The organism is Nocardioides sp. YR527 (genome assembly GCF_900101045.1).
GTDB lineage: Bacteria > Actinomycetota > Actinomycetes > Propionibacteriales > Nocardioidaceae > Nocardioides.
The window spans coordinates 1-25548 of sequence record NZ_FNFN01000013.1 but is presented as its reverse complement, the minus strand read 5'-3'; the positions used below and the strand labels follow the sequence as shown (position 1 = coordinate 25548).

The 25548-nt window shown below is 70.2% G+C and carries 22 protein-coding genes; 11 read left to right on the top strand and 11 right to left on the bottom strand.

All coding sequences use genetic code 11. The features are described from left to right. Nucleotides 1-15: 15 nt before the first annotated feature. Entirely contained in the window at nucleotides 16-585 is a 570-nt protein-coding gene (locus BLT25_RS27700; protein ID WP_091052777.1) for a hypothetical protein, read from the top strand. A 64-nt stretch (nucleotides 586-649) separates the two neighbouring features. On the opposite strand, the gene BLT25_RS27695 is transcribed toward BLT25_RS27700, so the two are convergent. From BLT25_RS27695 to BLT25_RS27685, 3 genes are all read right to left on the bottom strand, one after another. After that, nucleotides 650-2299, bottom strand: coding sequence for a phospho-sugar mutase (locus BLT25_RS27695; RefSeq protein WP_091052776.1), 1650 nt, complete (start codon nucleotides 2297-2299; stop codon nucleotides 650-652). Nucleotides 2300-2710: 411 nt separating this feature from the next. Further along, a complete protein-coding gene (locus tag BLT25_RS27690) occupies nucleotides 2711-3508 on the bottom strand; it encodes a purine-nucleoside phosphorylase (RefSeq protein WP_091052775.1) in 798 nt (265 codons plus the stop codon). A gap of 29 nt (nucleotides 3509-3537) precedes the next feature. Beyond that, nucleotides 3538-3990: a gamma-glutamylcyclotransferase family protein gene (locus tag BLT25_RS27685; RefSeq protein WP_091052774.1), complete on the bottom strand. Its 453-nt coding sequence runs from the start codon at nucleotides 3988-3990 to the stop codon at nucleotides 3538-3540. A gap of 71 nt (nucleotides 3991-4061) precedes the next feature. Between BLT25_RS27685 and lpdA the strand changes: the two genes are divergently transcribed. Then, nucleotides 4062-5465 carry a dihydrolipoyl dehydrogenase gene (gene lpdA, locus BLT25_RS27680; protein WP_091052773.1) on the top strand — a complete coding sequence of 468 codons (1404 nt, stop codon included), beginning with the start codon at nucleotides 4062-4064 and terminating at the stop codon, nucleotides 5463-5465. A 104-nt stretch (nucleotides 5466-5569) separates the two neighbouring features. On the opposite strand, the gene BLT25_RS27675 is transcribed toward lpdA, so the two are convergent. After that, on the bottom strand, nucleotides 5570-6139 hold the full coding sequence (locus BLT25_RS27675; RefSeq protein WP_091052771.1) for a TetR/AcrR family transcriptional regulator: 570 nt from the start codon (nucleotides 6137-6139) through the stop codon (nucleotides 5570-5572). Between the two features lie 90 nt (nucleotides 6140-6229). On the opposite strand from BLT25_RS27675, the gene BLT25_RS27670 reads away from it, so the two are divergent. Next, nucleotides 6230-7048: an oxidoreductase gene (locus tag BLT25_RS27670; protein ID WP_091052770.1), complete on the top strand. Its 819-nt coding sequence runs from the start codon at nucleotides 6230-6232 to the stop codon at nucleotides 7046-7048. 4 nt (nucleotides 7049-7052) lie between these two features. Here BLT25_RS27670 and BLT25_RS27665 read toward each other — a convergent pair whose 3' ends face one another. Next, a complete protein-coding gene (locus BLT25_RS27665) occupies nucleotides 7053-8858 on the bottom strand; it encodes a flavin-containing monooxygenase (RefSeq protein WP_091052768.1) in 1806 nt (601 codons plus the stop codon). A 136-nt stretch (nucleotides 8859-8994) separates the two neighbouring features. On the opposite strand from BLT25_RS27665, the gene BLT25_RS27660 reads away from it, so the two are divergent. Then, nucleotides 8995-10059, top strand: coding sequence for an SDR family NAD(P)-dependent oxidoreductase (locus tag BLT25_RS27660; protein ID WP_091052766.1), 1065 nt, complete (start codon nucleotides 8995-8997; stop codon nucleotides 10057-10059). 3 nt (nucleotides 10060-10062) lie between these two features. On the opposite strand, the gene BLT25_RS27655 is transcribed toward BLT25_RS27660, so the two are convergent. Next, complete coding sequence (locus BLT25_RS27655) at nucleotides 10063-10596, bottom strand: TetR/AcrR family transcriptional regulator (protein WP_091052764.1); 534 nt, start codon at nucleotides 10594-10596, stop codon at nucleotides 10063-10065. A gap of 120 nt (nucleotides 10597-10716) precedes the next feature. Between BLT25_RS27655 and BLT25_RS27650 the strand changes: the two genes are divergently transcribed. The 3 genes from BLT25_RS27650 to erm all read left to right on the top strand — a co-directional run bounded on the left by BLT25_RS27650 (nucleotide 10717) and on the right by erm (nucleotide 13722). After that, nucleotides 10717-11229: a DinB family protein gene (locus BLT25_RS27650; RefSeq protein ID WP_091052762.1), complete on the top strand. Its 513-nt coding sequence runs from the start codon at nucleotides 10717-10719 to the stop codon at nucleotides 11227-11229. 35 nt (nucleotides 11230-11264) lie between these two features. Further along, on the top strand, nucleotides 11265-12665 hold the full coding sequence (locus BLT25_RS27645) for an NAD(P)H-quinone dehydrogenase (RefSeq protein WP_218131500.1): 1401 nt from the start codon (nucleotides 11265-11267) through the stop codon (nucleotides 12663-12665). Between the two features lie 298 nt (nucleotides 12666-12963). Further along, complete coding sequence (gene erm, locus BLT25_RS27635; RefSeq protein ID WP_091052757.1) at nucleotides 12964-13722, top strand: 23S ribosomal RNA methyltransferase Erm; 759 nt, start codon at nucleotides 12964-12966, stop codon at nucleotides 13720-13722. A gap of 193 nt (nucleotides 13723-13915) precedes the next feature. On the opposite strand, the gene BLT25_RS27630 is transcribed toward erm, so the two are convergent. Beyond that, nucleotides 13916-17293 (bottom strand): pyruvate carboxylase, encoded by a 3378-nt coding sequence (locus BLT25_RS27630; RefSeq protein ID WP_091052915.1) that lies wholly within the window; start codon nucleotides 17291-17293, stop codon nucleotides 13916-13918. Nucleotides 17294-17430: 137 nt separating this feature from the next. Here BLT25_RS27630 and BLT25_RS27625 point away from each other — a divergent pair, with 137 nt between their 5' ends. Then, nucleotides 17431-18351, top strand: a complete 921-nt coding sequence (locus BLT25_RS27625; RefSeq protein ID WP_091052755.1) for a hypothetical protein — start codon at nucleotides 17431-17433, stop codon at nucleotides 18349-18351. A gap of 3 nt (nucleotides 18352-18354) precedes the next feature. On the opposite strand, the gene BLT25_RS27620 is transcribed toward BLT25_RS27625, so the two are convergent. From BLT25_RS27620 to BLT25_RS27610, 3 genes are all read right to left on the bottom strand, one after another. Continuing rightward, the gene (locus BLT25_RS27620; RefSeq protein WP_091052753.1) at nucleotides 18355-19020 is read right to left on the bottom strand and encodes a helix-turn-helix domain-containing protein; all 666 of its coding nucleotides are present in this window, start codon (nucleotides 19018-19020) and stop codon (nucleotides 18355-18357) included. Further along, nucleotides 19020-20186, bottom strand: coding sequence for a sensor histidine kinase (locus BLT25_RS27615; protein WP_143033890.1), 1167 nt, complete (start codon nucleotides 20184-20186; stop codon nucleotides 19020-19022). The genes BLT25_RS27620 and BLT25_RS27615 overlap by 1 nt, the downstream gene beginning before the upstream one ends. Nucleotides 20187-20279: 93 nt before the next feature. Beyond that, nucleotides 20280-21188 carry a LysR family transcriptional regulator gene (locus tag BLT25_RS27610; RefSeq protein ID WP_091052750.1) on the bottom strand — a complete coding sequence of 303 codons (909 nt, stop codon included), beginning with the start codon at nucleotides 21186-21188 and terminating at the stop codon, nucleotides 20280-20282. 94 nt (nucleotides 21189-21282) lie between these two features. Here BLT25_RS27610 and BLT25_RS27605 point away from each other — a divergent pair, with 94 nt between their 5' ends. Beyond that, nucleotides 21283-22668: an MFS transporter gene (locus BLT25_RS27605; RefSeq protein ID WP_091052748.1), complete on the top strand. Its 1386-nt coding sequence runs from the start codon at nucleotides 21283-21285 to the stop codon at nucleotides 22666-22668. Next, entirely contained in the window at nucleotides 22665-23453 is a 789-nt protein-coding gene (locus BLT25_RS27600; protein WP_091052746.1) for a 3-hydroxybutyrate dehydrogenase, read from the top strand. Before BLT25_RS27605 ends, BLT25_RS27600 begins: the two co-directional genes overlap by 4 nt. Nucleotides 23454-23458: 5 nt before the next feature. On the opposite strand, the gene BLT25_RS27595 is transcribed toward BLT25_RS27600, so the two are convergent. Continuing rightward, nucleotides 23459-24388 carry an NAD-dependent epimerase/dehydratase family protein gene (locus BLT25_RS27595; RefSeq protein WP_091052744.1) on the bottom strand — a complete coding sequence of 310 codons (930 nt, stop codon included), beginning with the start codon at nucleotides 24386-24388 and terminating at the stop codon, nucleotides 23459-23461. Between the two features lie 125 nt (nucleotides 24389-24513). Between BLT25_RS27595 and BLT25_RS27590 the strand changes: the two genes are divergently transcribed. Beyond that, a complete protein-coding gene (locus BLT25_RS27590; RefSeq protein WP_091052743.1) occupies nucleotides 24514-25224 on the top strand; it encodes a TetR/AcrR family transcriptional regulator in 711 nt (236 codons plus the stop codon). The last annotated feature ends 324 nt before the right edge of the window (nucleotides 25225-25548 follow it).

Below are 25548 nucleotides of genomic sequence, written 5' to 3'. Positions count from 1 at the left end.
GCTAAGGTTTGCGCCGTGAGCGATGATCAGCCCGAGGAGTGGTTCCGCAACTCCAGCAGCACCACGTGGGGATTCCTCGCGGCAGGAGGCGCGGTCGCGGTCATCGTGATCGATGCCGTCACCGACTGGCACCCAGAGACGACGGCCGGCGGGGTGCTCTTCGCGCTGATCGCGTACGCCGCGTTCATCCGCACCAGGGTCGGGGTCAGCGAGGGCGACTTCGTGCTCCACCACCTGTACTCGACGGTGCGCTTCCCGATGGCCGCCCTGGAGAGTGTCTCGGTCGGTCGCACCCTCGGCGCCTACGCGGGCGGCCGCACCTACGTCAGCGGTGCCGTCGGGCGTCCGATACGGGAAGCGATCAAGGGCGCCAAGCGCGACCACAAGCCGCTGAGCAACCACGCCGACTTCATCGAGGACCGGCTCAACGCGCTCGCCCAGGATGCCCGCGACCGGCGCCGGATCAAGCGCGACTCCGACGAGCAGTTCGCCCTCGCCGAGGACGTACGCCGCAGCTGGGACTGGCCGCTGATCGCCGCCACCGGCGTCGTGGCCGTCGTCTTCGTGATCCTGCTCTTGGTCTGACGCTTCCCGCTGGTCTCGACACGCCTCCGCCTAGCGGCTCCGGCGGCTCGACCAGCGGGAAGCTCTACAGCCCCATCGCCGCGCGGATGTCGACCTTGAGCGCGCCGAGGGCGATCTCGGCGTCCGTACGGGCCTGTGCCAGGGCCTCCGGTGAGGCGACCGGCTCGACGACCTCGAGGTAGCACTTGATCTTCGGCTCGGTGCCGCTGGGCCGCACGATCACCCGTGACCCACCGGCCAGCTGATAGCGGATCCCGTCGGTCGGCGGCAGGCCGCCGATACCGGTGGTGAGGTCGTCGAGCTGCTGCACGGCGGCCCCGGCCAGGGCGGTCACCGGCCGGTCACGGAGGCGCTGCATCGCGCCGGCGATCTGAGCCGGGTCCTCGAGCCGGATGGAGAGCTGGGTGGTGGCGTGCAGGCCGTGCTCGACCGCGAGCTCGTCGAGCAGGTCGGCCAAGCCACGACCCTCCGCCTTCAGCGACGCGGCCAGCTCGCACAGGAGCAGCAGCGCCGAGATGCCGTCCTTGTCGCGTACGTGCTCGGGGTCGACGCAGTAGCCCAGCGCCTCCTCGTAGCCGAACGCGAGCCCGGGGGCGCGAGAGATCCACTTGAAGCCGGTGAGCGTCTCGGCGTAGGCCTGCCCGGCGGCCGCGGCGATCTTGCCGAGCAGCGAGGAGGAGACGATCGATGCCGCGTACGTCCCCTTCACGCCCTTGCGGATCAGGTGGGTCGCGAGCAGCGCGCCGACCTCGTCACCGGTCAGCATCCGCCACTTCTTGCCGACGGGGATGGCGGCGGCACAGCGGTCGGCGTCGGGGTCGTTGGCGATGACCAGGTCGGCGCCCTTCTTGCTGGCGAGGGCCATCGCCCGGTCCATCGCGCCGGGCTCCTCGGGGTTGGGGAACGCCACGGTCGGGAAGTCGGGGTCGGGTCGCTCCTGCTCCTTGACCACGAACGGCGCGGGGAAGCCGGCGAACTTCATCGCCAGGTGCACCAGGTCGCCGCCGACACCGTGCAGCGGCGTGTAGACGGTCTCGAGGTCGCGCGGGCCGCCTTCGGTGAGAAGTCCGACGACCGTGTCGAGGTAGCTGTCGACGAGGTCCTCGCTGATCGTCTGGCCGGCCGGACCCTGCGGGACCGAGCTCACCTTGTCGACCGCCGCGATCCGCTTCGCGATCTCGACGTCGGCCGGCGGCACGATCTGCGATCCGTCACCGAGGTAGACCTTGTAGCCGTTGTCCTGCGGCGGGTTGTGGCTGGCCGTCACCATCACCCCGGCGCTTGCCCCCAGCGCCTTGACGGCGTACGCCAGCACCGGCGTCGGCAGCGAGCGCGGCATCACCAACGCGTGAAGGCCCGCTCCGGTCATCACCTCGGCGGTGTCCTGGGCGAAGACGTCGGAGTTGTGCCGGGCGTCGTAGCCGATCACCACCGGCCCCTGCGCGCCGGTCGCGAGCAGGTAGCGGGCCAGCCCCGCGGCAGCCTTGATCACGACCACACGGTTCATCCGGTTCGGCCCGGCCCCGAGCGCGCCCCGCAGCCCGGCGGTGCCGAACTGCAGCATGCCCGAGAACCTGTCGGCCAGCTCGGCCGTGGCCCCCGGGGCGGTGGAGTTCAGGAGGCTCTCGAGCTCTGCTCGGGTCTGTGCGTCCGGGTCATCGGCAAGCCATTCCCGGGCTCGGACGACGAGCGCGGAGTGATCTGTGGGGACCATGATCTGACCCTAGGTCATCGGGTGCCTGAGATCGACGATCGGCTTCGGGTTCTGTTGGGCTGATGTTCTTGTGGTTGGTGTTTGCCGCCGACCCTTTCGGGGTCGCCGAGAATTTTGGCTGGCTATCGGGTCGGCGGCAGGGGTTTGGTGCGGAGATGTGGGTTGGGTAGGGGCCTGGGAATGGGCTGATCGCTTCGCCGGTGGGGAGTGAGGTGAACGAATTTTCGTTCGCCAGGTGAGCCGGTCTCTTCCGGGTGTGGGTTCTGCTGGTGGAAGGAATTTTCTTTCCGCTGGAGGTGCCTCTGCTCGGTGGGGCGAACGAATTTTCGTTCGCCCGGAGAAGCCTTCCCCTGCCCGGAGCGGTTCCCGGCCCACCCCAACCCCGATGAAACGGTTAGAGGCGAACCAGGCTCAGATCTTGGGGACCAGGTTGCTCAACAACCCACCCATCCGAGCAGCCGCACTACGCCCAGCCTCCAGCACCTCCGCGTGGTTCAACGGCTGGTCAGAGATGCCGGCCGCCAAGTTGGTGACCAGCGAGATCCCGAGGATCTCCATCCCCGCCTCGCGGGCCGCGATCGCCTCGAGGGTGGTGCTCATGCCGACCAGGTCACCGCCGATGATGCCGGCCATCTTCACCTCGGCCGGGGTCTCGTAGTGGGGGCCGGGGAACTGGACGTACACGCCCTCGTCCAAGGAGGAGTCGACCTGCTTCGCCAGCTCCCGCAGACGCGAGGAGTAGAGGTCGGTGAGGTCGACGAAGTTGGCGCCGACCAGCGGAGAGGTGGCGGTGAGGTTGATGTGGTCCCGGATCAGCACCGGGGTGCCGGGCGACCAGGACGGGTTGAGCCCGCCGCAGCCGTTGGTGAGCACCATCGTCGAGCAGCCGGCTGCGGCCGCGGTGCGGACCGGGTGCACGACCGCGTCGACGCCCTTGCCCTCGTAGTAGTGGGTGCGGCTGAGGAAGACCAGCAGGTTGCGACCGCTCGCCGACCGGATCGAGCGGATCTTGCCGCTGTGGCCCTGGACCGCGGCGGCGCTGAAGCCGGGCAGGTCGGTGGTGGCGATCTCGGTGTAGTCCTCGCCGAGCGCGTCGACTGCGGGCAGCCAGCCCGAGCCCAGCACCAGCGCGATGTCGTGCTTCTCGACGCCGGTCTTCTCCGCGAGAGCGGAGGCGGCTTCCTTGGCGAGTTCGTAAGGCGTGGTCACTCGCTGAGTTTAGACCTGACCGGACCGGCTCAGTCGTTGGACCGGCAGGGCCGCGTACGCAGCGCGTGTACGTAGTCGGCCGGCGCCCCGGCCGCCTCGGCGGCGTCGGCCAGCGCGCCCAGCTGGCGGGCGTCCGGGATGCCACCCTCGTACGTGTCCAGGACATAGGTCTCGCAGAGGAGATCCTCGGCGAGCGCGGAGATCCGCACCTTGGTCTTGAAGTAGAGGCCGATGTCGGCCAGCTCCCACTTCTCCAGGGCTTCCATGTCCTGATCCACGACGTCGTAGACCGCGACGAAGACCTGCTCGAACGGGTCCTGGACGATCGTGGCCGTCGGCCCGTCGCCGAGCACGTTGTCCTCGCCCCCGAAGGTGAGCCGCCAACCGCCCAGCCACCCGGTGGTACGCAACGGCGAATGCGGGCACCGCTCGCTCATCAGCGCCGGGTCGAGATTGACGCCATAGGCCGCGTAGAGAGTCACAGGTCACGAGGTTACCGCCCAGTCCTCACCCGCTTGGGATCTATCTGGTATTGCCGGTCTACCCTTGATGTGTGACCCACTTTGATGTTCTCGTCCTCGGCGCTGGCCCTGGTGGCTACGTCGCCGCCATCCGTGCCGCTCAGCTCGGCAAGTCCGTCGCCGTCGTCGAAGAGAAGTACTGGGGCGGTGTCTGTCTCAACGTCGGGTGCATCCCGTCCAAGGCCCTGCTGAAGAACGCGGAGCTGGCCCACACGCTGAACGACCCGAAGGAGAAGCAGAAGTTCGGGATCGTCGGTGACGCCCACCTCGAGTTCTCCACGACCCACGCGCGCTCCCGCCAGGTGAGCGCCGGGATCGTCAAGGGCGTCCACTTCCTGATGAAGAAGAACAAGATCACCGAGATCGACGGCTGGGGCACGCTGACCGGTCCGAAGTCGATCACGGTCGCGAAGGACGGCGCGAACACCGACTACACCTTCGACAACCTGATCATCGCTGCCGGCGCCACCGTGCGCTCGGTGCCGGGTGTGGTGCCGAACGGCAAGAACATCGTCACCTACGAGGAGCAGATCCTCGACTCCAACGTTCCGAAGTCCATGGTGATCGGCGGCTCCGGCGCGATCGGCGTCGAGTTCGCCTACGTCATGAAGAACTTCGGCGTCGACGTCACCATCGTCGAGTTCCTCGACCGGATGGTGCCGACCGAGGACGCCGAGGTGTCCAAGGAGCTGGCCAAGCACTACAAGAAGCTGGGCGTCAACGTGCTCACCTCGACCGCCGTCAAGTCCGTCGAGGACACCGGCTCTGGTGTGCGCGTGACCGTCGCGCCGGCCGCCGGTGGCGAGGAGACCGTCATCGAGGCTGACAAGTTCCTGGCCGCCTTCGGCTTCGCTCCCCGCGTGGAGGGCTACGGCCTGGAGAACGTCGGCGTCGAGCTGACCGACCGCAAGGCCATCGCGATCGACGGCCGCGGCCGCACCAACGTCGAGAACGTGTACGCCATCGGTGACTGCACCGGAAAGTTCATGCTCGCCCACGTGGCCGAGGCCATGGGCATCGTCGCCGCCGAGACCATCGCCGGTGCCGAGACCATGGAGATCAACTTCGACATGGTGCCGCGGGCGACCTACTGCCAGCCCCAGATCGCCTCCTTCGGCTACTCCGAGGAGCAGGCCAAGGAGAAGGGCTACGACGTCAAGACGGCGAAGTTCCCGTTCTCGGCCAACGGCAAGGCGATGGGGTTGGGCGACGCTGTCGGCTTCGTGAAGATCGTCGCCGATGCCGAGCACAACGAGCTCCTGGGTGCTCACATGATCGGCCCGGACGTCACCGAGCAGCTCCCGGCGCTGACCCTCGCGCAGCAGTGGGACCTCACCGCCGACGAGATCGGGCGCAACATCTTCGCGCACCCGACCCTCTCCGAGGCCGTCAAAGAGGCCATCCACGGCATCGCAGGTCACATGATCAACCTCTGATCCTGCAGCGCCCGACGTGGCCGGTGCCCCTGAGGGGTGCCGGCCACGCGGCATTTCCCCGCCATGGCGGGGAAATGCCGCGTCGCGTCGTGCTGAACCGCCCGCTAAGGAGCGACGAGTCTGCGTACGGACTCGATGACGAACTCCCGCTGCTGAGCGACGGTGAAGTCCCGCTCGATCATGTCGAAGCCGGGCGGCAGGTCGGTCCAGGCCGAGGCGATGGTGACGATGAGGCCGAGGAGAACGGCCGCGGGTAGGCGGTTGGTGACGATCCCGTCCGACTGTGCCTTCTCGATCGCGCGGATCTTGGCCGCGTTGGCGTCCTCCAGCGCGGGCATCGGGGCGTCCAGGCTGGTCGCCTCGACGCGCAGCCAGTTGGCGAGGCGGGCGAGGTCGGGGTTGTCGACGAAGGTGTCGAAGATCGCCGCCGCGGTCTCGGGAAGTGCGGCGGCGTCGAAGTAGTCGGTGGCGAAGGTCGCCTCGACGTGTGCGCCGATGACGGCTGCGAAGAGGCCGTCCTTGCTGTTGAAGTAGTGGTAGATCTGCGCCTTGTTGGACTGGGCGGCGGCCGCGATCCGCTCGACCCGCGCGCCGGCGACGCCGTAGCGGGCGAACTCGGCTGCGGCAGCGGTCAGCAACCGGGTGCGGGTCGCGTCGGCGTCACGTGGCGGCATGAGGGCCAGAGTAGTTTCTAACCGGTTGGTTGAAAAAGGCGGAGAGGGCGTGTTCACTTCTAACTAACCTTTCAGTTAGGAGTTGGGACAATGACCAAGGTCGCCCTCGTGACCGGTGCCTCGTCGGGCATCGGCGCTGCCACCGCCCGCCGCCTGGCGCGGGCCGGATGGATCGTCTACGGCGCCGCCAGGCGCATCGACCGCCTGGCGGAGCTCGAGCCGGACGGCGTACGACCGCTGGCGCTCGACGTGACCGACGACGCCGCGATGGTGGCCGGCGTCGAGAAGATCCTGGCCGAGGAGGGCCGGGTGGACGCGCTGGTCAACAACGCCGGCTACGGGTCCTACGGCTCGATCGAGGAGGTGCCGCTGGAGGAGGCGCGACGCCAGATCGAGGTCAACCTCTTCGGCCTGGCCCGGCTGACCCAGCTGGTCGTGCCGGGGATGCGTGAGCGCGGCAGTGGCACGATCGTCAACATCACCTCGATCGGAGGCAAGATCACGACGCCGTTCGGCGGCTGGTACCACGCCAGCAAGTTCGCGGTCGAGGGTCTCTCGGACGCGCTGCGCGTCGAGCTGGCGCCGTTCGGCGTCGACGTCGTGGTCGTCGAGCCCGGGGCGATCGCCACCGAGTGGGGCGACATCGCGATGGAGTCCGGTCGCAAGGTCTCCGGCGAAGGCCCCTACGCGGAGCTCGTCGAGAAGATGGCGTCGTCGCTGGAAGGCGACGGCATGGCCCGGATGGCCTCCGACCCCGACGTCGTCGCCCGCGCGATCGAGAAGGCGGTGACCGCGAAGCGCCCCCGGACGAGGTACGCCGTCGGCTTCGGTGCCAAGCCGATCCTGGCCGCGCGGAAGGTGCTCCCCGACCGGGCGATGGACTGGATCCAGCAGAGGGTCGTCGGCTGACCCCTCAGCGCAGGCTCAGTGCCTCCTCGATGGAGGTCTCGCGCCAGGCGCGGAGCTCCTCGTGGAAGGCGACGGCTGAGCCCGGGTAGCCGGTGGGGACGTCGGAGCGTCCGGCACCCTCGGCGTTGTAGTAGCCCGGGGTGCACTCGGCGTGGAACCAGGCGTGCTTCGGGGCGCCCTGGGTGAGCCGGTGGGCCCAGGCGTCCTCGGTCTCGCGGGACGGCTCGATGACGGCTCCCCGGGCCTCGGCGGCGGCGACGAGCGCCGCGGCATGGACGGCCTGCTCGTCGAGGATGTGGCTGAAGTTCACGCTGTTGGCGTTGTGCAGCGAACCCATCTTGAGCAGGTTGGGGAAGCCGTTGGACGCGAAGCCGTGCAACGACCGCGGCCCCTCGGCCGCCCAGGCGTGGAGGAGCTGGACCCCGCCTCGGCCGGTCACCGGCAGCCTGCCCGAGGTGATCCCCGAGACGCCGACGGAGAAACCGGTCGCGAAGACCAGGGCGTCGATCTCGTACTCGACCCCGCCCACGACCACGCCGCGTTCGGTCATCCGCTCGATGCCGTGGGAGTCGGCGGTGTCGACGAGGGTGACGTTGTCACGGTTGAACGCCGGCAGGTACGTGTCGGAGAACGTCGGCCGCTTGCAGGCGTAGCGATACCAGGGCTGGAGCGCCGACGCGGTCGCCGGATCCTCGACGATCTCGGTGACCCGGGCACGGATCCGTTCCATCGTGGCGTGGTCGAGGTCCTCGTACGCGGCCTCGAAGCCCGGCTCGAAGTCGCGGCGGAAGCTGGGCAGCAGCTTCTCGAGCAGGGCCGCCGACTCGGTCCAGGCGTCGTCGATGAGATCCTCGTCGATGCCCGGGACGGCCTCGCCGGAGACGAGCCGCAGGAAGTTCTCGCGACGCTGCTCGGCCCAGCCCGGGCGGTCCGCGCCGAGGTCGGCGGCGGTGAGCGGGCGCTGGCCACGTACGCCGACGGTCGAGGGCGTGCGCTGGAAGACGTAGAGGTGCTCGGCGTCCTCGGCGAGCTTCGGCACCGCCTGGATGCCGGTCGCGCCGGTGCCCACGATGCCGACCTTCCGGTCGGCGAGGCCGGTCATGCCGCCCTCTGGCGTGCCGCCGGTATAGCCGTAGTCCCAGCGCGAGGTGTGGAAGGTGTGACCCGTGAATGACTCGATCCCGGGGATGCCGGGCAGCTTCGGCTCGGTCAGCGTGCCCGTCGCCGTGATGACGTACGTCGCCCGGAACTCGTCGCCGCGGTCGGTGGTCACCAGCCACTGCTGTTCGGCGTCGTCCCAGGTCAGCGAGGTCACGGCGGTCGAGAAGAGCGCGTTCTCGTAGAGGTCGAACTTCTCGGCGATGCGCACGGCGTGCTGGCGGATCTCCTCGCCCGGTGCGTACTTCCACCGTGGGATGTAGCCGGTCTCCTCGAGCAGCGGGAGGTAGACGGCCGCGTCGATGTCGCAGTGGATGCCGGGGTAGCGGTTCCAGTACCAGGTGCCGCCGAAGTCTCCGCCCTTCTCGACCACGCGCACCGACCCGATGCCCCGCTGGCGCAGCCGCGCGCCGGCGAGGATGCCGCCGAAGCCACCGCCGACGACCGCGACATCGACCACGTCGCGGACCGGCTCGCGCTCGGCGCGCTCGGTGTAGGGGTCCTCGGCGAAGTAGCCGAACTCGGCCGCGGCCGGCCGATACTGCGCTGTCCCGTCGGGACGCACCCGGCGCTCGCGCTCGGCGGTGTAGCGCTCGCTGATCTGGGCGGCGCGCTCAGGGGTGACCGGGTTCTGGCAGCGCGGCAGGGTCATGTCGCGGCTCCTCTCGTGGGGTGGGGTGTGCCCGGTGCGCCGACGAGGGTCGCGAAGTGCCCCGAGCGGCATTCGCGGTTACGATAGCCGAAACGGACAAGTGTGTCCGGATTGCCTCCGATGAAAGGCCGCCGCCATGTCGACCCTCACCCCCTCCTCGCCCGTGCGCAGCTTCCTGGCCCATCCGGTGGCCGGGAGAGTCCTGCGCGGCATCATCGCGGCCGGCGGCGGCACCGAGGAGGCGCTCGCGCCGGCGCTCGGGCTGCCGCTGGACAAGCTCGTGGAGATGTCCGGTGGCAGGTTCCCGGCCGAGGTCGTCGGGTTGCTGGTCGGTGTCGCCGAGACCGGCGTGATCCCGGACGGGGTGCCGACCGCCGATGCGGTGACGGCGACTGTGGCTGCGGCGCCGGCCGATCTCGGCGTCGAGATCGGCTCGCCTCAGCCCTGGACCGAGGCGCTCACCGGTGGCCGGTTCGCCGGCCAGACGGTGGTGGTCACCGGGGCCGCGGGTGGGATCGGGAAGGCGGTCGCGGCTCGGATCGTCGGGGAGGGCGGACGGGTGGTCGGGATCGACGTCTCGGCCGAGAAGCTGTCCACGACCGCGACCGAGCTGGGTGAGAGGTTCCACGCGCTGGCCGCGGACATCACCGCGCCCGAGACCGCCGCCGCGGTCCTGGCCGCGGCCGGGGAGCGCGTCGACGCGCTCGCCAACGTGGCCGGCGTGATGGACGACGACGCCGCCCCGCACGAGGTCGACGACACGATCTGGGCGCGCTGCCTGTCGGTCAACGTCGATGGGCCGATGCGGCTGATGCGGGCGGTGCTGCCTGTGATGCTCGCCGCGGGCGAGGGCCGGATCGTCAACGTCGTCTCCGAGGCCGGGCTTCGCGGCTCGGCGGCCGGTGCTGCGTACACGACCTCGAAGCACGCGCTCGTCGGTCTGACGAAGTCGGCGGCGTTCCAGTATGCGGGGACCGGGGTGCGCGTCAACGCGCTCGCTCCGGGCGCGGTCGCGACCGGCATCCACGTGCCCGAGGGCGCGCCCTACGGCTCGTCCCGGACGGCCGGGATGCGCGTCGCGATCCCGGGGATCGCCACCGCCGAGGAGCTCGCCGCGTCGATCACCTTCCTGCTCTCGCGCGACTCGGTGAACATCAACGGGGCCGTGGTCGCCTCTGACGGCGGCTGGTCGGCCGCCTAGTGGTCAGACCCCGGGGGTGACCGCGCCGATCTCGATCCCGAGCAGCCCCCATGCCCGGCGGGCGGCGGTCTCGCGCGCCTCCGGCGTCGGGCCGTGGACTCCGCCGGAGACCATCGCGACGGCGAGCATGAGGTCGTCGGTGCCGTAGGCCCCCTTCGGGAGTCCGTCGACGGCGGTGCGCACGCGGTCGGCCAGGAAGAGGGAGCTCTCCTCGCCGCCGTAACGGATGATGCCGAGGAAGGCGGTCGAGTGGATCATCTGCCAGGTGACGACGCCGAGCACGTCGGCCAGCGTGGCATCCGGGCGGGCGGCGACCTGCTCGATGTCGCGTACGTTCTCCTCCAGCACCGCGGTCGCCAGGGCGAGACGGTCGGGGAAGTGCCGGTAGAGGGTGCCCTGGCCGACGCCGGCGCGCTTGGCCACGGCCGACATCGGCGCGTCGAGACCCTGCTCGGCGAGCACCTCGCGGGCGGCGGTGACCAAGAGGTCCCGGTTGCGGACCGCGTCGCTGCGGGTCGGGTTCGCGGGGCTCGTCATCCCAGCAGGGTAATGGTCAGCGGATCTATTTCGGATGTCCGTCGAATACGGACAGAAACTGACCTGAAGGGCTTCTAGCGTTGTGGGTGTCAGAGGGACACATCACCAAGGAGCTGAGCCATGACCGCCACCGCCACCCTGAGCCGCGAGCGCACCGATCTGCTGGAGACCCTGGCCAAGCACCGCGGCTTCCTGCGCTTCGCCGTCCGCAACCTCACCGACGAGCAGGCCCGGCTCACCCCGACCGTCTCCGTGCTCAGCGTCGGCGGCCTGGTCAAGCATGTCGCCGCCGTTGAGCGAGGATGGGCCGACTTCATCGTCCGTGGCACGGTGGCCCAGGAGCTCAGCCCCGAGAAGTACGCCGAGTTCGCCGCCGACTTCGTGCTCGCAGAGCACGAGACCCTCGAAGGAGTGCTCAAGGCGTACGAGGACGTGGCCGCCGCCACCGACGAGCTGATCCGGACCGTCGACCTCGACGCGGACCACGCCCTTCCGGAGGCCCCGTGGTTCGAGTCGGGCGCGCGCTGGTCCAACCGCCGCGCTCTCGCCCACATCCTGGCCGAGACCGCGCAGCACGCCGGCCACGCCGACATCATCCGGGAGACCATCGACGGTCAGAAGACGATGGGCTGACTCTGCCGTTCCGGGCGCGTGAAAGAATGCGGCCCATGGCGCGGGTGACGATCATTGGTGGGGGTCCAGGCGGGTACGAGGCGGCGCTGGTCGCGCAGCAGCTCGGGGCGGAGGTCACGGTCGTCGACCGTGACGGCCTCGGCGGCAGCGCGGTGCTCACCGACTGCGTTCCCAGCAAGACCCTGATCGCCACCTCCGAGCTGATGTCGGACATGACGCTCGCCCGCGACCTGGGCATCAACTTCCGCGACCACCACGGCGACCCGGCCACCGAGCTCTACGCAGACCTCGGCCTGGTCAACAAGCGCGTGAAGTCGCTCGCGCTCGCGCAGTCGAGCGACATCGAGAGCCGGTTGACCCGCCGCGGGATCCGCATCGTCAAGGGCACCGGGCGCATCGACGCCGACAAGCGACAGGTGATCGCGACCCGGGCTCAGGACGGAACCGAGGAGGCGATCGAGAACGACGCGGTCCTGATCGCCACCGGCGCCCGCCCGCGGGTGCTGCCCACCGCCCAGCCCGACGGCGAGCGGATCCTGACCTGGGAGCAGGTCTACGACCTCGACGAGCTGCCCTCGCACATGATCGTCGTGGGCTCGGGTGTCACCGGTGTGGAGTTCGCCAACGCCTACCTCAACCTCGGCTCCCAGGTCACCCTGGTCTCCTCCCGCGACCGTGTCCTCCCCGGTGAGGACGCGGACGCGGCGACGGTCCTCCAGGACGTACTCGAGCGGCAGGGGATGAACATCCTCAGCAAGTCGCGGATGGAGTCGGTGACCCGTTCCGGCGACGTCGTCACGGTCAAGCTGACCGACGGCCGCGAGGTCACCGGCAGCCACTGCATCCTCGCGCTCGGCTCGATCCCCAACACCGAGGGCCTCGGCCTCGAGGAGGCCGGTATCGAGCTCGACGAGGGCGGCTTCATCCGCACCGACAAGGTGTCGCGCAGCTCCGCCTATGGCGTGTACGCCGCCGGCGACTGCACCGGCGGCTTCATGCTCGCCTCGACCGCCGCCATGGCCGGCCGGATCGCGATGCGCCACTTCCTCGGCGACGCGGTCATCCCGATGGACCTCAAGGAGGTCGCGGCCAACGTCTTCACCTCGCCCGAGATCGCCACCGTGGGCTACTCGCAGGCCCAGGTCGACTCCGGCGAGGTCGTCGCCGACACCCTCCGGCTCGACCTCAAGGGCAACCCGCGGGCGAAGATGCAGGGCATCTTCGACGGCTTCGTGAAGCTCATCTCCCGCCCCGGCACCGGCGTCGTCATCGGCGGCGTCGTCGTCGGCCCGCGCGCCTCCGAGCTGATCCACCCGATCACCCTCGCGGTGTCGACGGGCCTCACCGTCGACCAGATCGCCAACACCTTCACGGTCTACCCCTCGATCTCCGGCTCCACCGCCGAGGCAGCCCGCCGCCTCCACCACGTCGAGTAGTCACCCGCGTCGGCCGAGACGTCACCTACGCCGGTCGAGATGGCACAGAGATGCCACCTCGACCGACCGAAGTGACGCCTCGGCGTGGCGTTGTAAACCGTGTGCGCGCACAGCTGCTGCTTCGCTAGCGTGAGCGTCATGGGTAACTGCTGCATGACGTTCGTTCGGATCCGCCGCCGCTGACGGCGCGGATCCCACCGAAGCACTCGTTCGCATTCGCGCCGCCTCCTGGCACCCTGCCGGGCGGCTCTCGAGTGCTACCCACATGCCGCCCGGCTCCTTCTCACGAGGAGCATCCATGCCCGACGTACGCCCTGGCCGACACGAGCTCGGCCAGAACTTTCTCACCGACAGGTCGGTACTCGACCGCATCGTCCATCTCGTCTCACAGCGGCAGGGTCCGCTGGTGGAGTGGGGCACCGGAAACGGTGCCGTCACCCTGGCGCTGGCCGAGCTGGGCCGTCCGCTGGAGGGGGTCGAGATCGACTCCCGCCGGGCCGCCGAGCTGCGCCGACGGACCGGTACGCACGTGTGCATCGCCGAGGGCGACATCCTGCGGCACGCGCCACCGCGGGACGCGGTCGTCGTCTCCAACGTCCCGTTCCACCTGACCACACCGATCCTGCGCCACCTGCTCGCCTCGACGACGTGGCGCCATGCCGTACTCCTCACCCAGTGGGAGGTCGCCCGCAAGCGCGCCGGCGTCGGCGGCACCACCCAGTTGACCGCGCAGTGGTGGCCGTGGTTCACCTTCACCCTCGACCGCCGCGTCCCGTCGACCGCGTTCCGTCCGCGGCCGAACGTCGACGGCGGACTGCTGCTCATCGACCGCCGCCCGGAGCCGCTGCTCCCCGACACGGACGTCCACGACTTCCAGGCGTGGGTGGCGAAGGTCTTCAGCAGCCGCGGCCGCGGGGTAGCCGAGATCCTGCGCCGCAACGGCGTCCCGGTTCGCCTCGCCGATCAGATCGCGCGGCGCCGCCGGCGATCGCAGGCGCCGGTGCTGCCGCGAGACCTACGCGCGGAGGACTGGGGCGAGGCGTACGCGGCGGTCTGATCCTTCGTCGAGGTATGCGGGAAAAGGCGCACATCCCCAGCGGAACTCCGCTGGGGATGTGCGCCTTCGGCTGCATACCCTTCGACAGGCTCAGGACACCGCCTTGACGAAGGTACGCCCCGCCGACACGTCACCACGGCCGGCCGAGGCGGCACCGACGTGCCATCTCGGCCGACGCGGCTGACGTCTCGGCTCAGCCGAGGACGAGCACGAGGTCGCCGCCGTCGACCGCCTGGGTGCCGGAGAAGGCGAGGCGGGAGACGGTGCCGTCGACCGGGGCGGTGATGGCGGCCTCCATCTTCATCGCCTCGATGGTGGCGACGGTGTCGCCGGCCTTGACCGTCTCGCCGGCCGCGACCGCGATGGTCACGACGCCCTGGAAGGGCGCTGCGACCTGGCCGGGCACCGAGGGGTCGGCCTTCTCGGCAGCAGCGACCTCGGCGGCGACGGAGCGGTCACGCACCCCGATCGGGCGCAGGTGACCGTTGATCGTCCCCATGACGGTGCGGATGCCGCGCTCGTCGGGCTCGGAGACGGCGGTGAGCCCGAAGATGACGGTCTTGCCCTCGGAGAGCTCGACGACGTGCTCCTCACCCTCGCGCAGCCCGTAGAGGTAGTCGAGCGTCGAGATCACCGATACGTCGCCCCACTTCGAACGGGCCTCGGCGAAGTCCTTCGTCGGGCCGGGGAAGAGCAGCCGGTTGAGCGTCCCGCGGCGGTCGGAGGCGAGCCCGGCGGCGTCCTCGGCCGACAGGGTCGGCGACGGTGCCTTCCAGGTGCGGCCGCCGATCGCCTTGCTGCGGAACGGCTCGGGCCAACCGCCCGGCGGGTCACCGAGCTCCCCGTTGAGGAAGCCGATGACGGAGGCCGGGATGTCGTACGCGGCAGGGTCGGCCTCGAACGCGGCAGGATCGGCCCCGGCTGCCACCAACGACAGAGCCAGGTCGCCGATGACCTTGGACGACGGGGTGACCTTGGGGACGCGCCCGAGGATCGAGTTGGCCGCGGCGTACATGTCCTCGATCTGCTCGAACTTCTCGCCCAGCCCGAGCGCGATCGCCTGCTGGCGCAGGTTGGAGAGCTGGCCGCCCGGGATCTCGTGGCGGTAGACCCGGCCGGTCGGCGCGGGCAGTCCGGACTCGAAGGGCGCGTAGACGCGGCGTACGGCCTCCCAGTAGGGCTCGAGCGAGTTCACCGCGGCCAGCGAGAGACCGGTGGCGCGCGGGGTGTGGTCGGTCGCCGCGACCAGCGAGGAGAGCGGCGGCTGGGAGGTGGTCCCGGCCATCGACGCGGTGGCCGCGTCGACCGCGTCGACACCTGCCTCGATCGCGGCAGTCAGGGTGGCCAGCTGGCCACCGGCGGTGTCGTGGGTGTGCAGGTGGACCGGCAGGTCGAACCGCTCCCGCAGCGCGGTCACGAGCGTACGTGCGGCATGCGCCCGCAGCAGCCCGGCCATGTCCTTGATCGCCAGCACGTGCGCCCCGGCCGAGACGATCTCCTCGGCCAGCCGCAGGTAGTAGTCGAGCGTGTAGAGCTTCTCGTCCGGCGAGGAGAGGTCGCCGGTGTAGCAGAGCGCCACCTCGGCGACGGACGTCCCGGTCGCGCGCACCGCGTCGATCGCCGGCCGCATCTGCGAGACGTCGTTCAAAGCGTCGAAGATCCGGAACACGTCGATGCCGGTCTCGGCGGCCTCGGAGACGAACGCGTCGGTGACCTCGGTCGGGTAGGGCGTGTAGCCCACCGTGTTGCGACCGCGCAGCAGCATCTGCAGGTTGACGTTGGGCACCGCCTCGCGCAGCGCGGCCAGCCGCTCCCACGGGTCCTCGGAGAGGAACCGGAGAGCCACGTCGTACGTCGCGCCACCCCATGCCTCCAGCGACCACAGCTGCGGTGTCAGCCGGGCGACATGGCCGGCGACGCCGAGCAGGTCGGTGGTGCGGACCCGCGTCGCCAACAGCGACTGGTGGGCGTCGCGGAAGGTGGTGTCGGTGACCGCCACCGCCTCCTGGGCGCGCAGTGCGGCGGCGAAACCCTCCGGCCCGAGCTCGCGAAGTAGGTCGCGAGAGCCGGCCGGCGGAGCCACCGACAGGTCGAGCTTCGGCAGCTTCTCGACCGGGTGGAGCGAGACCGGGGCGGCGCCGTGCGGCTGGTTGACGGTCACGTCTGCCAGGTAGGTGAGCAGCTTGGTGCCGCGGTCACCGGAGGCCCGCGCCGTCAGCAGCTGCGGGTGGGTCTCGATGAACGAGGTCGTGATCGAGCCCGAGATGAAGTCGGGGTCGTCGAGCAGCGCCTGCAGGAACGGGATGTTCGTCGCGACCCCGCGGATCCGGAACTCCGCCACGGCCCGGCGCGCCCGCGTCACGGCGTCGGCGAAGGTACGCCCGCGGCAGGTGAGCTTGGCGAGCATCGAGTCGAAGTGGGGCGAGACCTCGGCCCCGGCGTACGTCGTGCCGCCGTCGACGCGGATCCCGGCACCGCCGGGGGAGCGGTAGGTGGTGATCATGCCCGTGTCGGGGCGGAAGTTGTTGGCGGGGTCCTCGGTGGTGATCCGGCACTGCATCGCAGCGCCGCGCAGCTGTACGGAGTCCTGGGTCAGCCCCAGGTCGGCCAGCGTCTCGCCGGCGGCGATCCGCATCTGCGAGCGGACCAGGTCGACGTCGGTGACCTCCTCGGTCACGGTGTGCTCGACCTGGATGCGCGGGTTCATCTCGATGAAGACGTAGTTGCCGGCCGGGTCGAGCAGGAACTCGACGGTGCCGGCACACGAGTAGCCGATCTCCTTCGCGAACCGCACCGCGTCCGCACACATGCGTTCGCGCAGCTCAGGGTCGAGATTCGGGGCGGGCGCGATCTCCACGACCTTCTGGTGGCGGCGCTGCACCGAGCAGTCCCGCTCGAAGAGGTGGATCACCTCGCCGGTGCCGTCGGCGAGGATCTGCACCTCGATGTGACGCGGCTCGACCACCGCCTGCTCGATGAAGACGGTCGGGTCGCCGAAGGCGGCCTCGCCCTCGCGCATACAGGTCTCCACGGCCTCCCGCAGCTTCTCGGGGTCGTCGACCCGGCGCATCCCGCGACCGCCACCACCGGCGACGGCCTTCACGAACAACGGGTAGGGGAGGGCTGATGCGGCGGAGACGAGCGCGTCGACGTCGGTGGACGGCTCGACGGACTGAAGAGTGGGTACGCCGGCGGCCTTCGCCGCCGCGATGGCGGTGGCCTTGTTGCCGGTCAGCGTGAGGACCTCCGCCGACGGCCCGACGAAGGTGATCCCCGCCCGGGCGCAGGCCTCGGCCAGCGCCGGGTTCTCGGAGAGGAACCCGTAGCCGGGGTAGATGGCGTCCGCGCCGCTCTGCTTGGCGACCTCGACGATCGCGTCTGGATCCAGATAGGCCCGGATCGGATGGCCGAGCTCTCCGATCTGGTAGGCCTCGTCGGCCTTCAGCCGGTGCTCGGAGCCCCGGTCCTCATAAGGGAAGACGGCAACCGTCTTCGCACCCAACTCAAAGCCCGCACGGAAAGCTCGGATCGCGATCTCGCCGCGGTTGGCTACCAACACCTTCTTGAACATGGCGGTCACGCTACCCATCCGACGTAGGCCGTCCCAGGTTATGGGACGTTTCCTTTCAGTTGGTGGACACCGGACCTGCGCGAAGTGTGCGGATTCGTTGGGACCGCGTGACGGCTCGCGTCGATACCGTCGGTGGAATGAGACCCAAGACTCGACAGCGTCGTTCAGCCCTGGTCGCCCTCGCGGGCACGGCCCTGCTGGCCGGATCGCTCACCGGGATCGGGGCGGCGGGCTCGCCGGCCGCCGCGGCCGGCACCGTGAACTGCTCCGGTTCGATCAACGGCAAGGCCAGCGGCTACGTCCGGAAGCGCTCGATCAAGAACAGCACCGTGACCCAGAACTACCGCAGCGCCGCCACTGTCAGCTGGTCCCCGCGAGCCTGGATCGAGGTCGGCGGCGCCGGCGACGAGACCACCTGGAAGACCAGCTACATCGTGCCCGGCACCGACGGCACCGGCCGCACCGTGACCATCGGCGGGACCAACGGACAGTCCGTGCTGAGCGAGACCAAGGCCGCGCAGCTCTACCGCACCAACGGCTCCGCGGTGACCGGCTGGAGCCCCAAGAAGGTCGTCAACGGCCCGACGACGGCCGTCTACAGCGTCACCACCTCCGGCGTCGTACAGCAGACCGCGATCTCCTACTCCAGCGCGGGTGCTCGTCTCGGCACCACCACGAACCTGCCGGTCACCCTGCCGAGCACCACGACCGTCGCGGGCGTGTGGACGAGCCACAACGGGGTGATGTACAACCTGCTCTACTCGATCAACCCGAGCACCAACAAGCTCGAGCAGATCGTCGTACGTCCCGACCGCCCGGCCGAGGCGAAGAAGTACGTCGTCCGCAGCCTCGGCACCGGCTGGCGCTACCTGTCGGTGCACAACTGCTACGACGCCGACGGGGCGGTCGCGGCCAAGGACATCGTGCTGATCAACCCGACGTCCGGCAACGCGGTGCGCATCCGCCAGAGCAGCGGGATCGGGCACAGCACGACCTTCTCGGCCTCGACCGCGGTCGGTACGAACGGTTCGTGGAAGTGGAGCGGGATCAGCAGCTAGGGGTCACCCTGGCCAGAGGTCGAGCAGGTCCCCCGGGCGCAGCCCGAGGGCGTGCTCGATGTCGCCGGGCGAGGTCTCGCGCAGATACTCCGAGACCAGCTGGGCCAGTTCCATCCAGTAGCCGCGCAAGGTCGACTCGGACAGGTACATCGACCGGCTCATCTCCGCGTACGTCAGTCCGCGGGCTCGATGGGCGAGGACCTCGCGTTGCCGCGGGGTGAGGACGGTGATGCTGCGGCGGCGTACGAGCACCTCGATGAGTCCGGTGATGCCCGGGGGGATCACCGGCTCGCCGGCGGCGACCGCGCGGAACGCGGTCGCCGCCTCGGCCAGCGAGGCCGACTTCGAGACCACGCCCGTCGCACCGGCGGCGAGGCAGGCCGCGAGCACGAACCGGCGCTCCTCCTGGGAGTAGACGCAGACCCGGTAGCCGGACTCGACGATGCGCCGGATGGCCGTGGTCCCCTGTGAGGCGTCGGGCTGTCCGGTGTTGGCGAGGTGGAGGTCCAGGATCACCACGTCGGCCTCGGGTCGCGCCGTGAGCAGTTCCTCGACGGATCCGTGGCTCGACACGAAGGTGAGATCGGGCAGGAGCAGGCTCAGCGAGGCGCGCATCACCGTCGCGTCGTCCACATGGGTGAATCGCGGCCCGGAGGTCACCTCAGACATCACGACACCTCCGCGACGGTCGTCCGCGTGAGCGTGACCGTGGTGCCGAGGTCACGGATGCTGCTGATCTCGACGGAGACGCCCGAGCGGGCCAGCTGCTCGACGACCACCTCCCGCAGACCGACGCCGAAGGCGGTCGCCGAGGTGTCGAAGCCGATGCCGTCGTCGTGCAGGGTGACCTCCCAGCCGGTGCCGTCCTCGTCCTCGGCGGCGTGCAGGACGACCCGGCCCGCCCGCGCGTGCTGGCGTACGTTGAGGAGCAGGCTGCGCAGCGCGGCGGCCAGGTCGTCGGCGAGATCCCGCGGGAGCGCGACGTCCTGGGCGAGGTCGGCGACGACAGTGATCGGGAGATCGTCGAACTCCGCGCCGACGGCGGTGACCACCGCGGCCAGGTTGGTCGCCTCGTTCACCGGCGGCGGGGTCTGACCGCTCAGATACGCGCGCATCCGGTTGAGCTCGACCTCGGCCTGCGACCGCAGCGCACCGTTGCCGTCGGCGGAGTCGGTCTCCACGAGCAGCCGCATCATCGCGGTGCCGTTGTGGATCGCGAGCCGGGCACGCCGCTCCTCCTCGGCCTTGGCCGCCTCGGCGGCATAGCGCCGCGCATCATCGGCCTCCGTCCCGATCCGCACGATCGTCTGACAGCCGAACCAGGCCAGCGGCCCGAGGACCAGCAGCGTCAGGCAGGTGCTCAGCGCAGCGGTGAGGTCGGCCCAGCCGTCCACGGTCGGCGCGATGTAGACCGCCTCGGCGACCGCCAGTGAGGCGAGCAGGAACATCCACAGCCACCGCGAGCGTACGGCCGAGAGCCCGCAGGACACGCACAGCGCATAGCCCAGCTGGAACCCGACCCAGGTGCCCGTACGCAGCTCCACGGGGACCGTCCACAGCCCCACGATCAGCAGCGCCACGGCCACGGCTACATCGAGCACGGCGTACGGCACCCCCGGCGGCCGCCGGGTCACCAGAGTGATCGCCGTGATGGCGACGAGCATGCCGGTGGCCAGGATCCAGCTCGCTCCGGTCAGCCACGGGTGGTCGACACGGGAGAGCGCGGGCATCGCCGTCAGCAGCGACGGCGCCATCTGCGCGAGGGTCGCCAGACGCATCCCGGCCACGAAGAACGCCACCAGACGCACGGCGGCTGCCCGAGTCGAATGTGGCACCCGTGAATTGTCGCTGATGGGCGGGGGAACGGCGGAGCATGGGGCCAGGATCTGGCATCCGACGCCGGGCCGGTACCAACGAATCCGCGGGCGTCACCGGCCGATCAGGGTGTCTCGCTGTTCGTCCATCTGCTCCCGCAGGCCACCCACGACGGCGGCCACGGCGGGCCGCCGCCAGGACTCCGGATGCACGACCGCCCAGTAGGGCAGCCGCTGGTGGATGTCCTCGTGGAGCATCCGGACGAGGTCGGGGTGCCGGTCGGCCATGAAGCAGGGCAGCAGGCCCAGGCCGGCTCCGGCCCGGGTCGCCTCGACGTGGACGAACACGTTCGTCGAGGTGACCGCGTCGCGGATGCCGGGCAGCAGCCGCCGGGGGATGTCGAGGTCGTCGACCTGGAGCATCGAGTCGACGAAGTAGACCAGGCGGTGGCGTACGGCCTCCTCGATCGTGCCGGGGGCGCCGTGACGCTCCAGATAGCCGGGGGAGGCGTAGAGACCGAGCTCGTACTCGCCCAGGTGCATCGCCCGGCCGCGGTTCACCGCCGGCTCGCCGACGACCACCTCGATGTCGACGCCGGAGCGGTGCTGCGCCGCCTGCCGGGTCACGGTGACGATCTCGACCGAGAGCTCGGGGTGGTCCTGCCGCAGCGCGGCCACCGCCGGCGAGGCGATGTACGCGGCGAACCCGTCGGTCGTCGACATCCGGACCACGCCGGCCACCGGGTCGGCCGGCTCGTCGGCCGCCAGCCGGGCCAGCGACTCGGCGACTCCTTCGGCGGCCCGCGCGGCGCGCTCACCCAGAGCGGTCAGCGCCCACCCGTCGGATCCGCGTACCAGGACCCGGCCGCCGAGGGCGCGCTCGAGGGCGGAGATGTTGCGACTGACCGTCGTGTGGGTCAGGCCCAGCGAGCGCGCGGCGGCGGTGAAGCGGCCGCTGCGGGCCACCTCCAGCAGCACCAGCAGCTGGTCGGCGGAGGGCGGCGTCGACGGAGGGGTGGCCATGGGGTGACCATATCCGCGAATGTGCATTTGCGTTCATGCTGTGTGCCAACATGCGCGTTGCAAGCACATTATGACCGCTGTCACACTCCCAGCCATGACCTCCACACAGCCGGGCGCCACCGCCGCCCCCAACGACCCAGTCGACGAGCAGGGCCTGCTCCGCAGGACCGTGGCGGCCTCCATGGCCGGCACGGTCGTGGAGTGGTACGACTTCTTCCTCTACGCCACCGCCTCGGCGCTCGTCTTCGCGAAGGTGATCATGCCGGCCACCGGCAACGCCTACGACGCGATCATCGCCGCCTTCGTGACGTACGCCATCGGGTTCGTCGCCCGCCCGCTGGGCGGCGTGGTCTTCGGCCACATCGGCGACCGCCTCGGCCGCAAGTACACGCTGCAGCTGACCATCATGCTGATCGGTGTCGCCACCGTGCTGATGGGCTGCCTGCCGACGTACGACCAGATCGGCCTCGCCGCGCCGATCGCGCTGGTGGTGCTGCGGTTCGTGCAGGGGCTCGCGCTGGGCGGTGAGTGGGGCGGTGCCGTCCTGCTGGTCGCCGAGCACGCCCCCGACGACAGGCGCGCGACCTGGGCCGCCTGGCCGCAGGCCGCGGTGCCGGTGGGCAACCTGCTCGCCACGCTGGTGCTCACCGTGATGACCCTCGCGCTCTCCGACGCCGCCTTCCTGGCGTGGGGCTGGCGGGTCGCGTTCTGGCTCTCGGCCGTGGTGGTCGTCGTCGGCTACTTCATCCGCCGCTCGGTGACCGACTCGCCCATCTTCGAGGAGGCGAAGGCGGAGCAGAGCGATGCCGCCTCGACCGGCTACGGAGTCTTCGAGGTGCTCCGCCGCTACCCGCTGGGCGTGCTGAAGGGCATGGGTCTGCGGTTCGCGGAGAACATCATGTACTACCTGGTGGTCTCCTTCTCGATCGTCTACCTCGTCGAGGACCAGAAGATGGACCAGGGCGCGCTGCTCGGCCTGATCGCGGTCGCGCACGCCTGCCACTTCTTCTTCATCCTCGCCGTCGGCCGGATCGCCGACGGTGTCGGCCGCAAGCCGGTCTACCTGCTGGGTGCGGTGCTGGGCGCGACCTGGGGCTTCTGGGCCTTCCCGATGCTCGACACCAAGAACAACCTCGCGATCGTCGCGGCGCTGATCGCCGGTCTGGCCATCCACGCGCTGATGTACTCCACGCAGCCCGCGATCATGGCCGAGATGTTCCCGACCCGGATGCGCTACTCGGGCATCTCGATCTCCTACCAGGTGACCTCGATCTTCGCCGGCTCGCTCGCGCCGCTGCTGGCCATCGCCTGGCTCAAGGACACCGGCACCTGGACCAACACCGCGATCTACCTCGCCGTGGCCGGCATCATCACGGCACTCGTCGTGCTCACCCTCAAGGAGACCCGGGGCACCTCGCTGCGGGCCCTGGACCGCGCCGACGCCGAGCGTGCTGCCGAGCGCGAGGTGAGCCCCGCGTGAGCTCAGCGACGACGGCCCCGCCTGCGTCGGTCGACTCCGGACGTACGCTGCGTGGCCGCCGCGCCCTGGTCACCGGCGGCGCCTCGGGGATCGGCGCGGCGGTGGCCCGCGAGCTCGCCGCCCGTGGCGCGCGGGTCGTCGTCGCCGACCTGGCCGGCGACGCCGCCCATGCCCTCGCCGAGGAGATCGGCGGCGAGGCGTGGGTGGTGGACCTGACCGCCACCGAGGCCTTGGACGACATCTCGCTGGAGGTCGACATCCTGGTCAACAACGCCGGCATCCAGCGGGTCAGCCCGATCGAGGAGTTCGACCCCGACGACTTCCGCACGATCCACTCGATCATGCTCGTCGCTCCGTTCCTGCTGGTCAGGGCCTGTTTGCCGCACATGTACGCCAACGGTTGGGGCCGCATCGTCAACATCTCCTCCGTGCACGGCCTGGTCGCCTCGCCCTTCAAGAGCGCCTACGTCTCGGCCAAGCACGGCCTGGAGGGACTCTCCAAGGTGACCGCCCTCGAGGGCGGTCCGCACGGGGTGACCAGCGTCTGTATCAACCCGGGCTACGTGCGTACGCCGCTGGTGGAGAAGCAGATCGCCGACCAGGCCAAGGTGCACGGCGTCCCGGCCTCCGAGGTCGTCGAGCAGGTGCTCCTGCAGGACGTCGCGGTGAAACGGCTGGTCGAGCCCGACGAGGTCGGCTCCCTGGTCGGCTGGCTCACCGGCCCGGACGCTTCGATGGTCTCCGGCGCCTCGTGGGCCATGGACGGTGGCTGGAGCGCCCGCTAGCCCTCTCAGGCCTGCGTACGCCACCAGTCCACCGTCGCCTTGGCCCCGGTCTCGAGCGGGGTGGGAGCCAGGCCGAGCAGGGCCTCGCTGGCCGAGGAGTCCAGCACGAACGGCTTGTCGAACTGGTAGATCATCTCGGCCAGCTCCCGGGTGCCGCCGTGCACCGCGCCGATCGCCTTCATCGTCCAGGTGGGGATGCGGCTGACGCGCGGGGCGGCGACCCCGGCCACGTCGGCGTAGAGCTGGACCAGGGCACGCTGGGAGATCGCCGGCGCGGTGGGCGCGTGCAGGAAGGTGTTCCACAGGCTCTGCTCATCGGCGGCCTTGATCATCGCGGCGCCCAGGTCGGGGACGTACGTCCAGGAGTGTGGCGCGTCCGGGTCGCCGAGGACGCGCATGGTGCGGCCGGCGAGGACCGTCGGCACCATCCGCTCACCAGCGTGAGCGGTACGCACCAGCGGACCGTAGAAGTCCGAGGCTGCGACGCTGACCGTCGGGGTCGGGGAGGCGTCCCGGGCGCGGAGGAGCTCGACCCGCACCGCGGGCTTGCCGAAGTCGGCGTCGCGCGGCGTCTGCTCGGTCATCGGCCCGGTGACGTGGCCGTAGGCATAGAGGCTCTCCGGGAAGACGACCACGGCGCCGGCCCGACCGGCCGCCTCCAGCACGACCTTCTCGGCCCGCGGGAGCTCGGCGCGCCAGGTGTCGGCGGCGTAGGCGCTGCCGTGCATGCAGTGGAAGACGGCGCTCGCGCCTGCCGCGGCCTGGGTGACGGTGTCGAGATCCGTGGCGTCGCCGCGGAGCCGCTCGATGCTCGCGTGCACCGGGCCGCTGCCGGAGCGGGTGAGGAGGCGTACGCGATCCCCGCGGCCGGCGAGCTGCTGGGCGATGGTCGCGCCGACGGGGCCGGCGCCGATGACGAGGTAGGTGCTGTTCATGGTTGTCTCCTTCGTGGTTTAGAGAGCAGTGCTCTCGGAATGAGTCTGACGCAGGTCGGCGACAAATGCAAGAGCAGTGCTCTCTTTTGTTGACAGTGCTCTCCTCGCCGGGTCACGATGGCCCCATGACAGCCACCTCACGAGACGGGACTCCACGCGAGCGGGCGCGGGCGCAGACGATGGACGAGATCGTCCGGATCGGTCGCGAGCACCTGGCGGTCGACGGCGCCGCCGCGCTCTCGCTGCGCGCGGTCGCCCGCGACCTCGGCGTGGTCTCATCGGCGGTCTACCGCTACGTGAAGAACCGCGACGAGCTGCTGACCCTGCTCCTCGTCTCCGGGTACGACGAGCTCGGCGACGCCGTCGACGCCGCCGTCGCCTCTGCCCCGACGGACGACTACCGCGCCCAGTTCCTGGCGCTCGGCCGCGCGGTCAGGTCCTGGGCGCTCGCCGAGCCGGCGACGTACGCACTGCTCTTCGGGTCACCGGTCCCCGGCTATGCCGCACCTGATGAGCGCACCAGCGTGCCCGGCACCCGGGTCCCGACCGCGATGCTGCGGGTGTGCGCCGGTGCGCTTGCCGCCGGGCGGCTGGCTGTTCCCGAGCGGCCGGCGGGGATCTCGCCCGAGCTCGAGGTGGGGCTCCAGGGCATCCGCGACCAGCTCGGTCTCGACCTTCCCGATGCCTCGCTCGCCCGCGGCGTACTCGTCTGGACGAGCCTCTTCGGCCGGGTCAGTTTCGAGGTCTTCGGCCAGTTCGGCCCCGACGCGTTCGGCGACCCCGCCACCCTCTTCGAGCTCCACCTGGCCGTGTTGGCCGACGAGCTCGGGTTGTGACGCGCGGGATGCTCACCGAGGTGACTCGGTGAGCGTGCACTGACTTCGTGGAGTTCCGCGAGGGAAGCGGCCGCTGACCGAGTTACCTCGGTGAACGGCCGCCGCCCGAGCTCGCTCGGGCGGTGACCCTTCAGCAAGGTATGCAGGAAAAGGCGCACATCCCTCGCGGAACTCCGCGAGGGATGTGCGCCTTCGGCTGCATACCTTGACGAAGGAACAGCCCGGACGAGCTACTTGATCTCGGCGATGACCGCGCCGTTGGCGACGGTTTCGCCGATGGTGGCGTTGAGGCCGGTGATGGTGCCGGTCTTGTGGGCTTTGAGG

Coding starts and splice junctions, on each gene's coding strand:
- BLT25_RS27695 (WP_091052776.1), bottom strand. CDS start 2,299: ATGGTCCCCACAGATCACTCCGCGCTCGTCGTCCGAGCCCGGGAATGG.
- BLT25_RS27675 (WP_091052771.1), bottom strand. CDS start 6,139: ATGCCGCCACGTGACGCCGACGCGACCCGCACCCGGTTGCTGACCGCT.
- BLT25_RS27670 (WP_091052770.1), top strand. CDS start 6,230: ATGACCAAGGTCGCCCTCGTGACCGGTGCCTCGTCGGGCATCGGCGCT.
- BLT25_RS27665 (WP_091052768.1), bottom strand. CDS start 8,858: ATGACCCTGCCGCGCTGCCAGAACCCGGTCACCCCTGAGCGCGCCGCC.
- BLT25_RS27660 (WP_091052766.1), top strand. CDS start 8,995: ATGTCGACCCTCACCCCCTCCTCGCCCGTGCGCAGCTTCCTGGCCCAT.
- BLT25_RS27655 (WP_091052764.1), bottom strand. CDS start 10,596: ATGACGAGCCCCGCGAACCCGACCCGCAGCGACGCGGTCCGCAACCGG.
- BLT25_RS27650 (WP_091052762.1), top strand. CDS start 10,717: ATGACCGCCACCGCCACCCTGAGCCGCGAGCGCACCGATCTGCTGGAG.
- BLT25_RS27645 (WP_218131500.1), top strand. CDS start 11,265: ATGGCGCGGGTGACGATCATTGGTGGGGGTCCAGGCGGGTACGAGGCG.
- erm (WP_091052757.1), top strand. CDS start 12,964: ATGCCCGACGTACGCCCTGGCCGACACGAGCTCGGCCAGAACTTTCTC.
- BLT25_RS27630 (WP_091052915.1), bottom strand. CDS start 17,293: ATGTTCAAGAAGGTGTTGGTAGCCAACCGCGGCGAGATCGCGATCCGA.
- BLT25_RS27625 (WP_091052755.1), top strand. CDS start 17,431: ATGAGACCCAAGACTCGACAGCGTCGTTCAGCCCTGGTCGCCCTCGCG.
- BLT25_RS27620 (WP_091052753.1), bottom strand. CDS start 19,020: ATGTCTGAGGTGACCTCCGGGCCGCGATTCACCCATGTGGACGACGCG.
- BLT25_RS27610 (WP_091052750.1), bottom strand. CDS start 21,188: ATGGCCACCCCTCCGTCGACGCCGCCCTCCGCCGACCAGCTGCTGGTG.
- BLT25_RS27605 (WP_091052748.1), top strand. CDS start 21,283: ATGACCTCCACACAGCCGGGCGCCACCGCCGCCCCCAACGACCCAGTC.
- BLT25_RS27595 (WP_091052744.1), bottom strand. CDS start 24,388: ATGAACAGCACCTACCTCGTCATCGGCGCCGGCCCCGTCGGCGCGACC.
- BLT25_RS27590 (WP_091052743.1), top strand. CDS start 24,514: ATGACAGCCACCTCACGAGACGGGACTCCACGCGAGCGGGCGCGGGCG.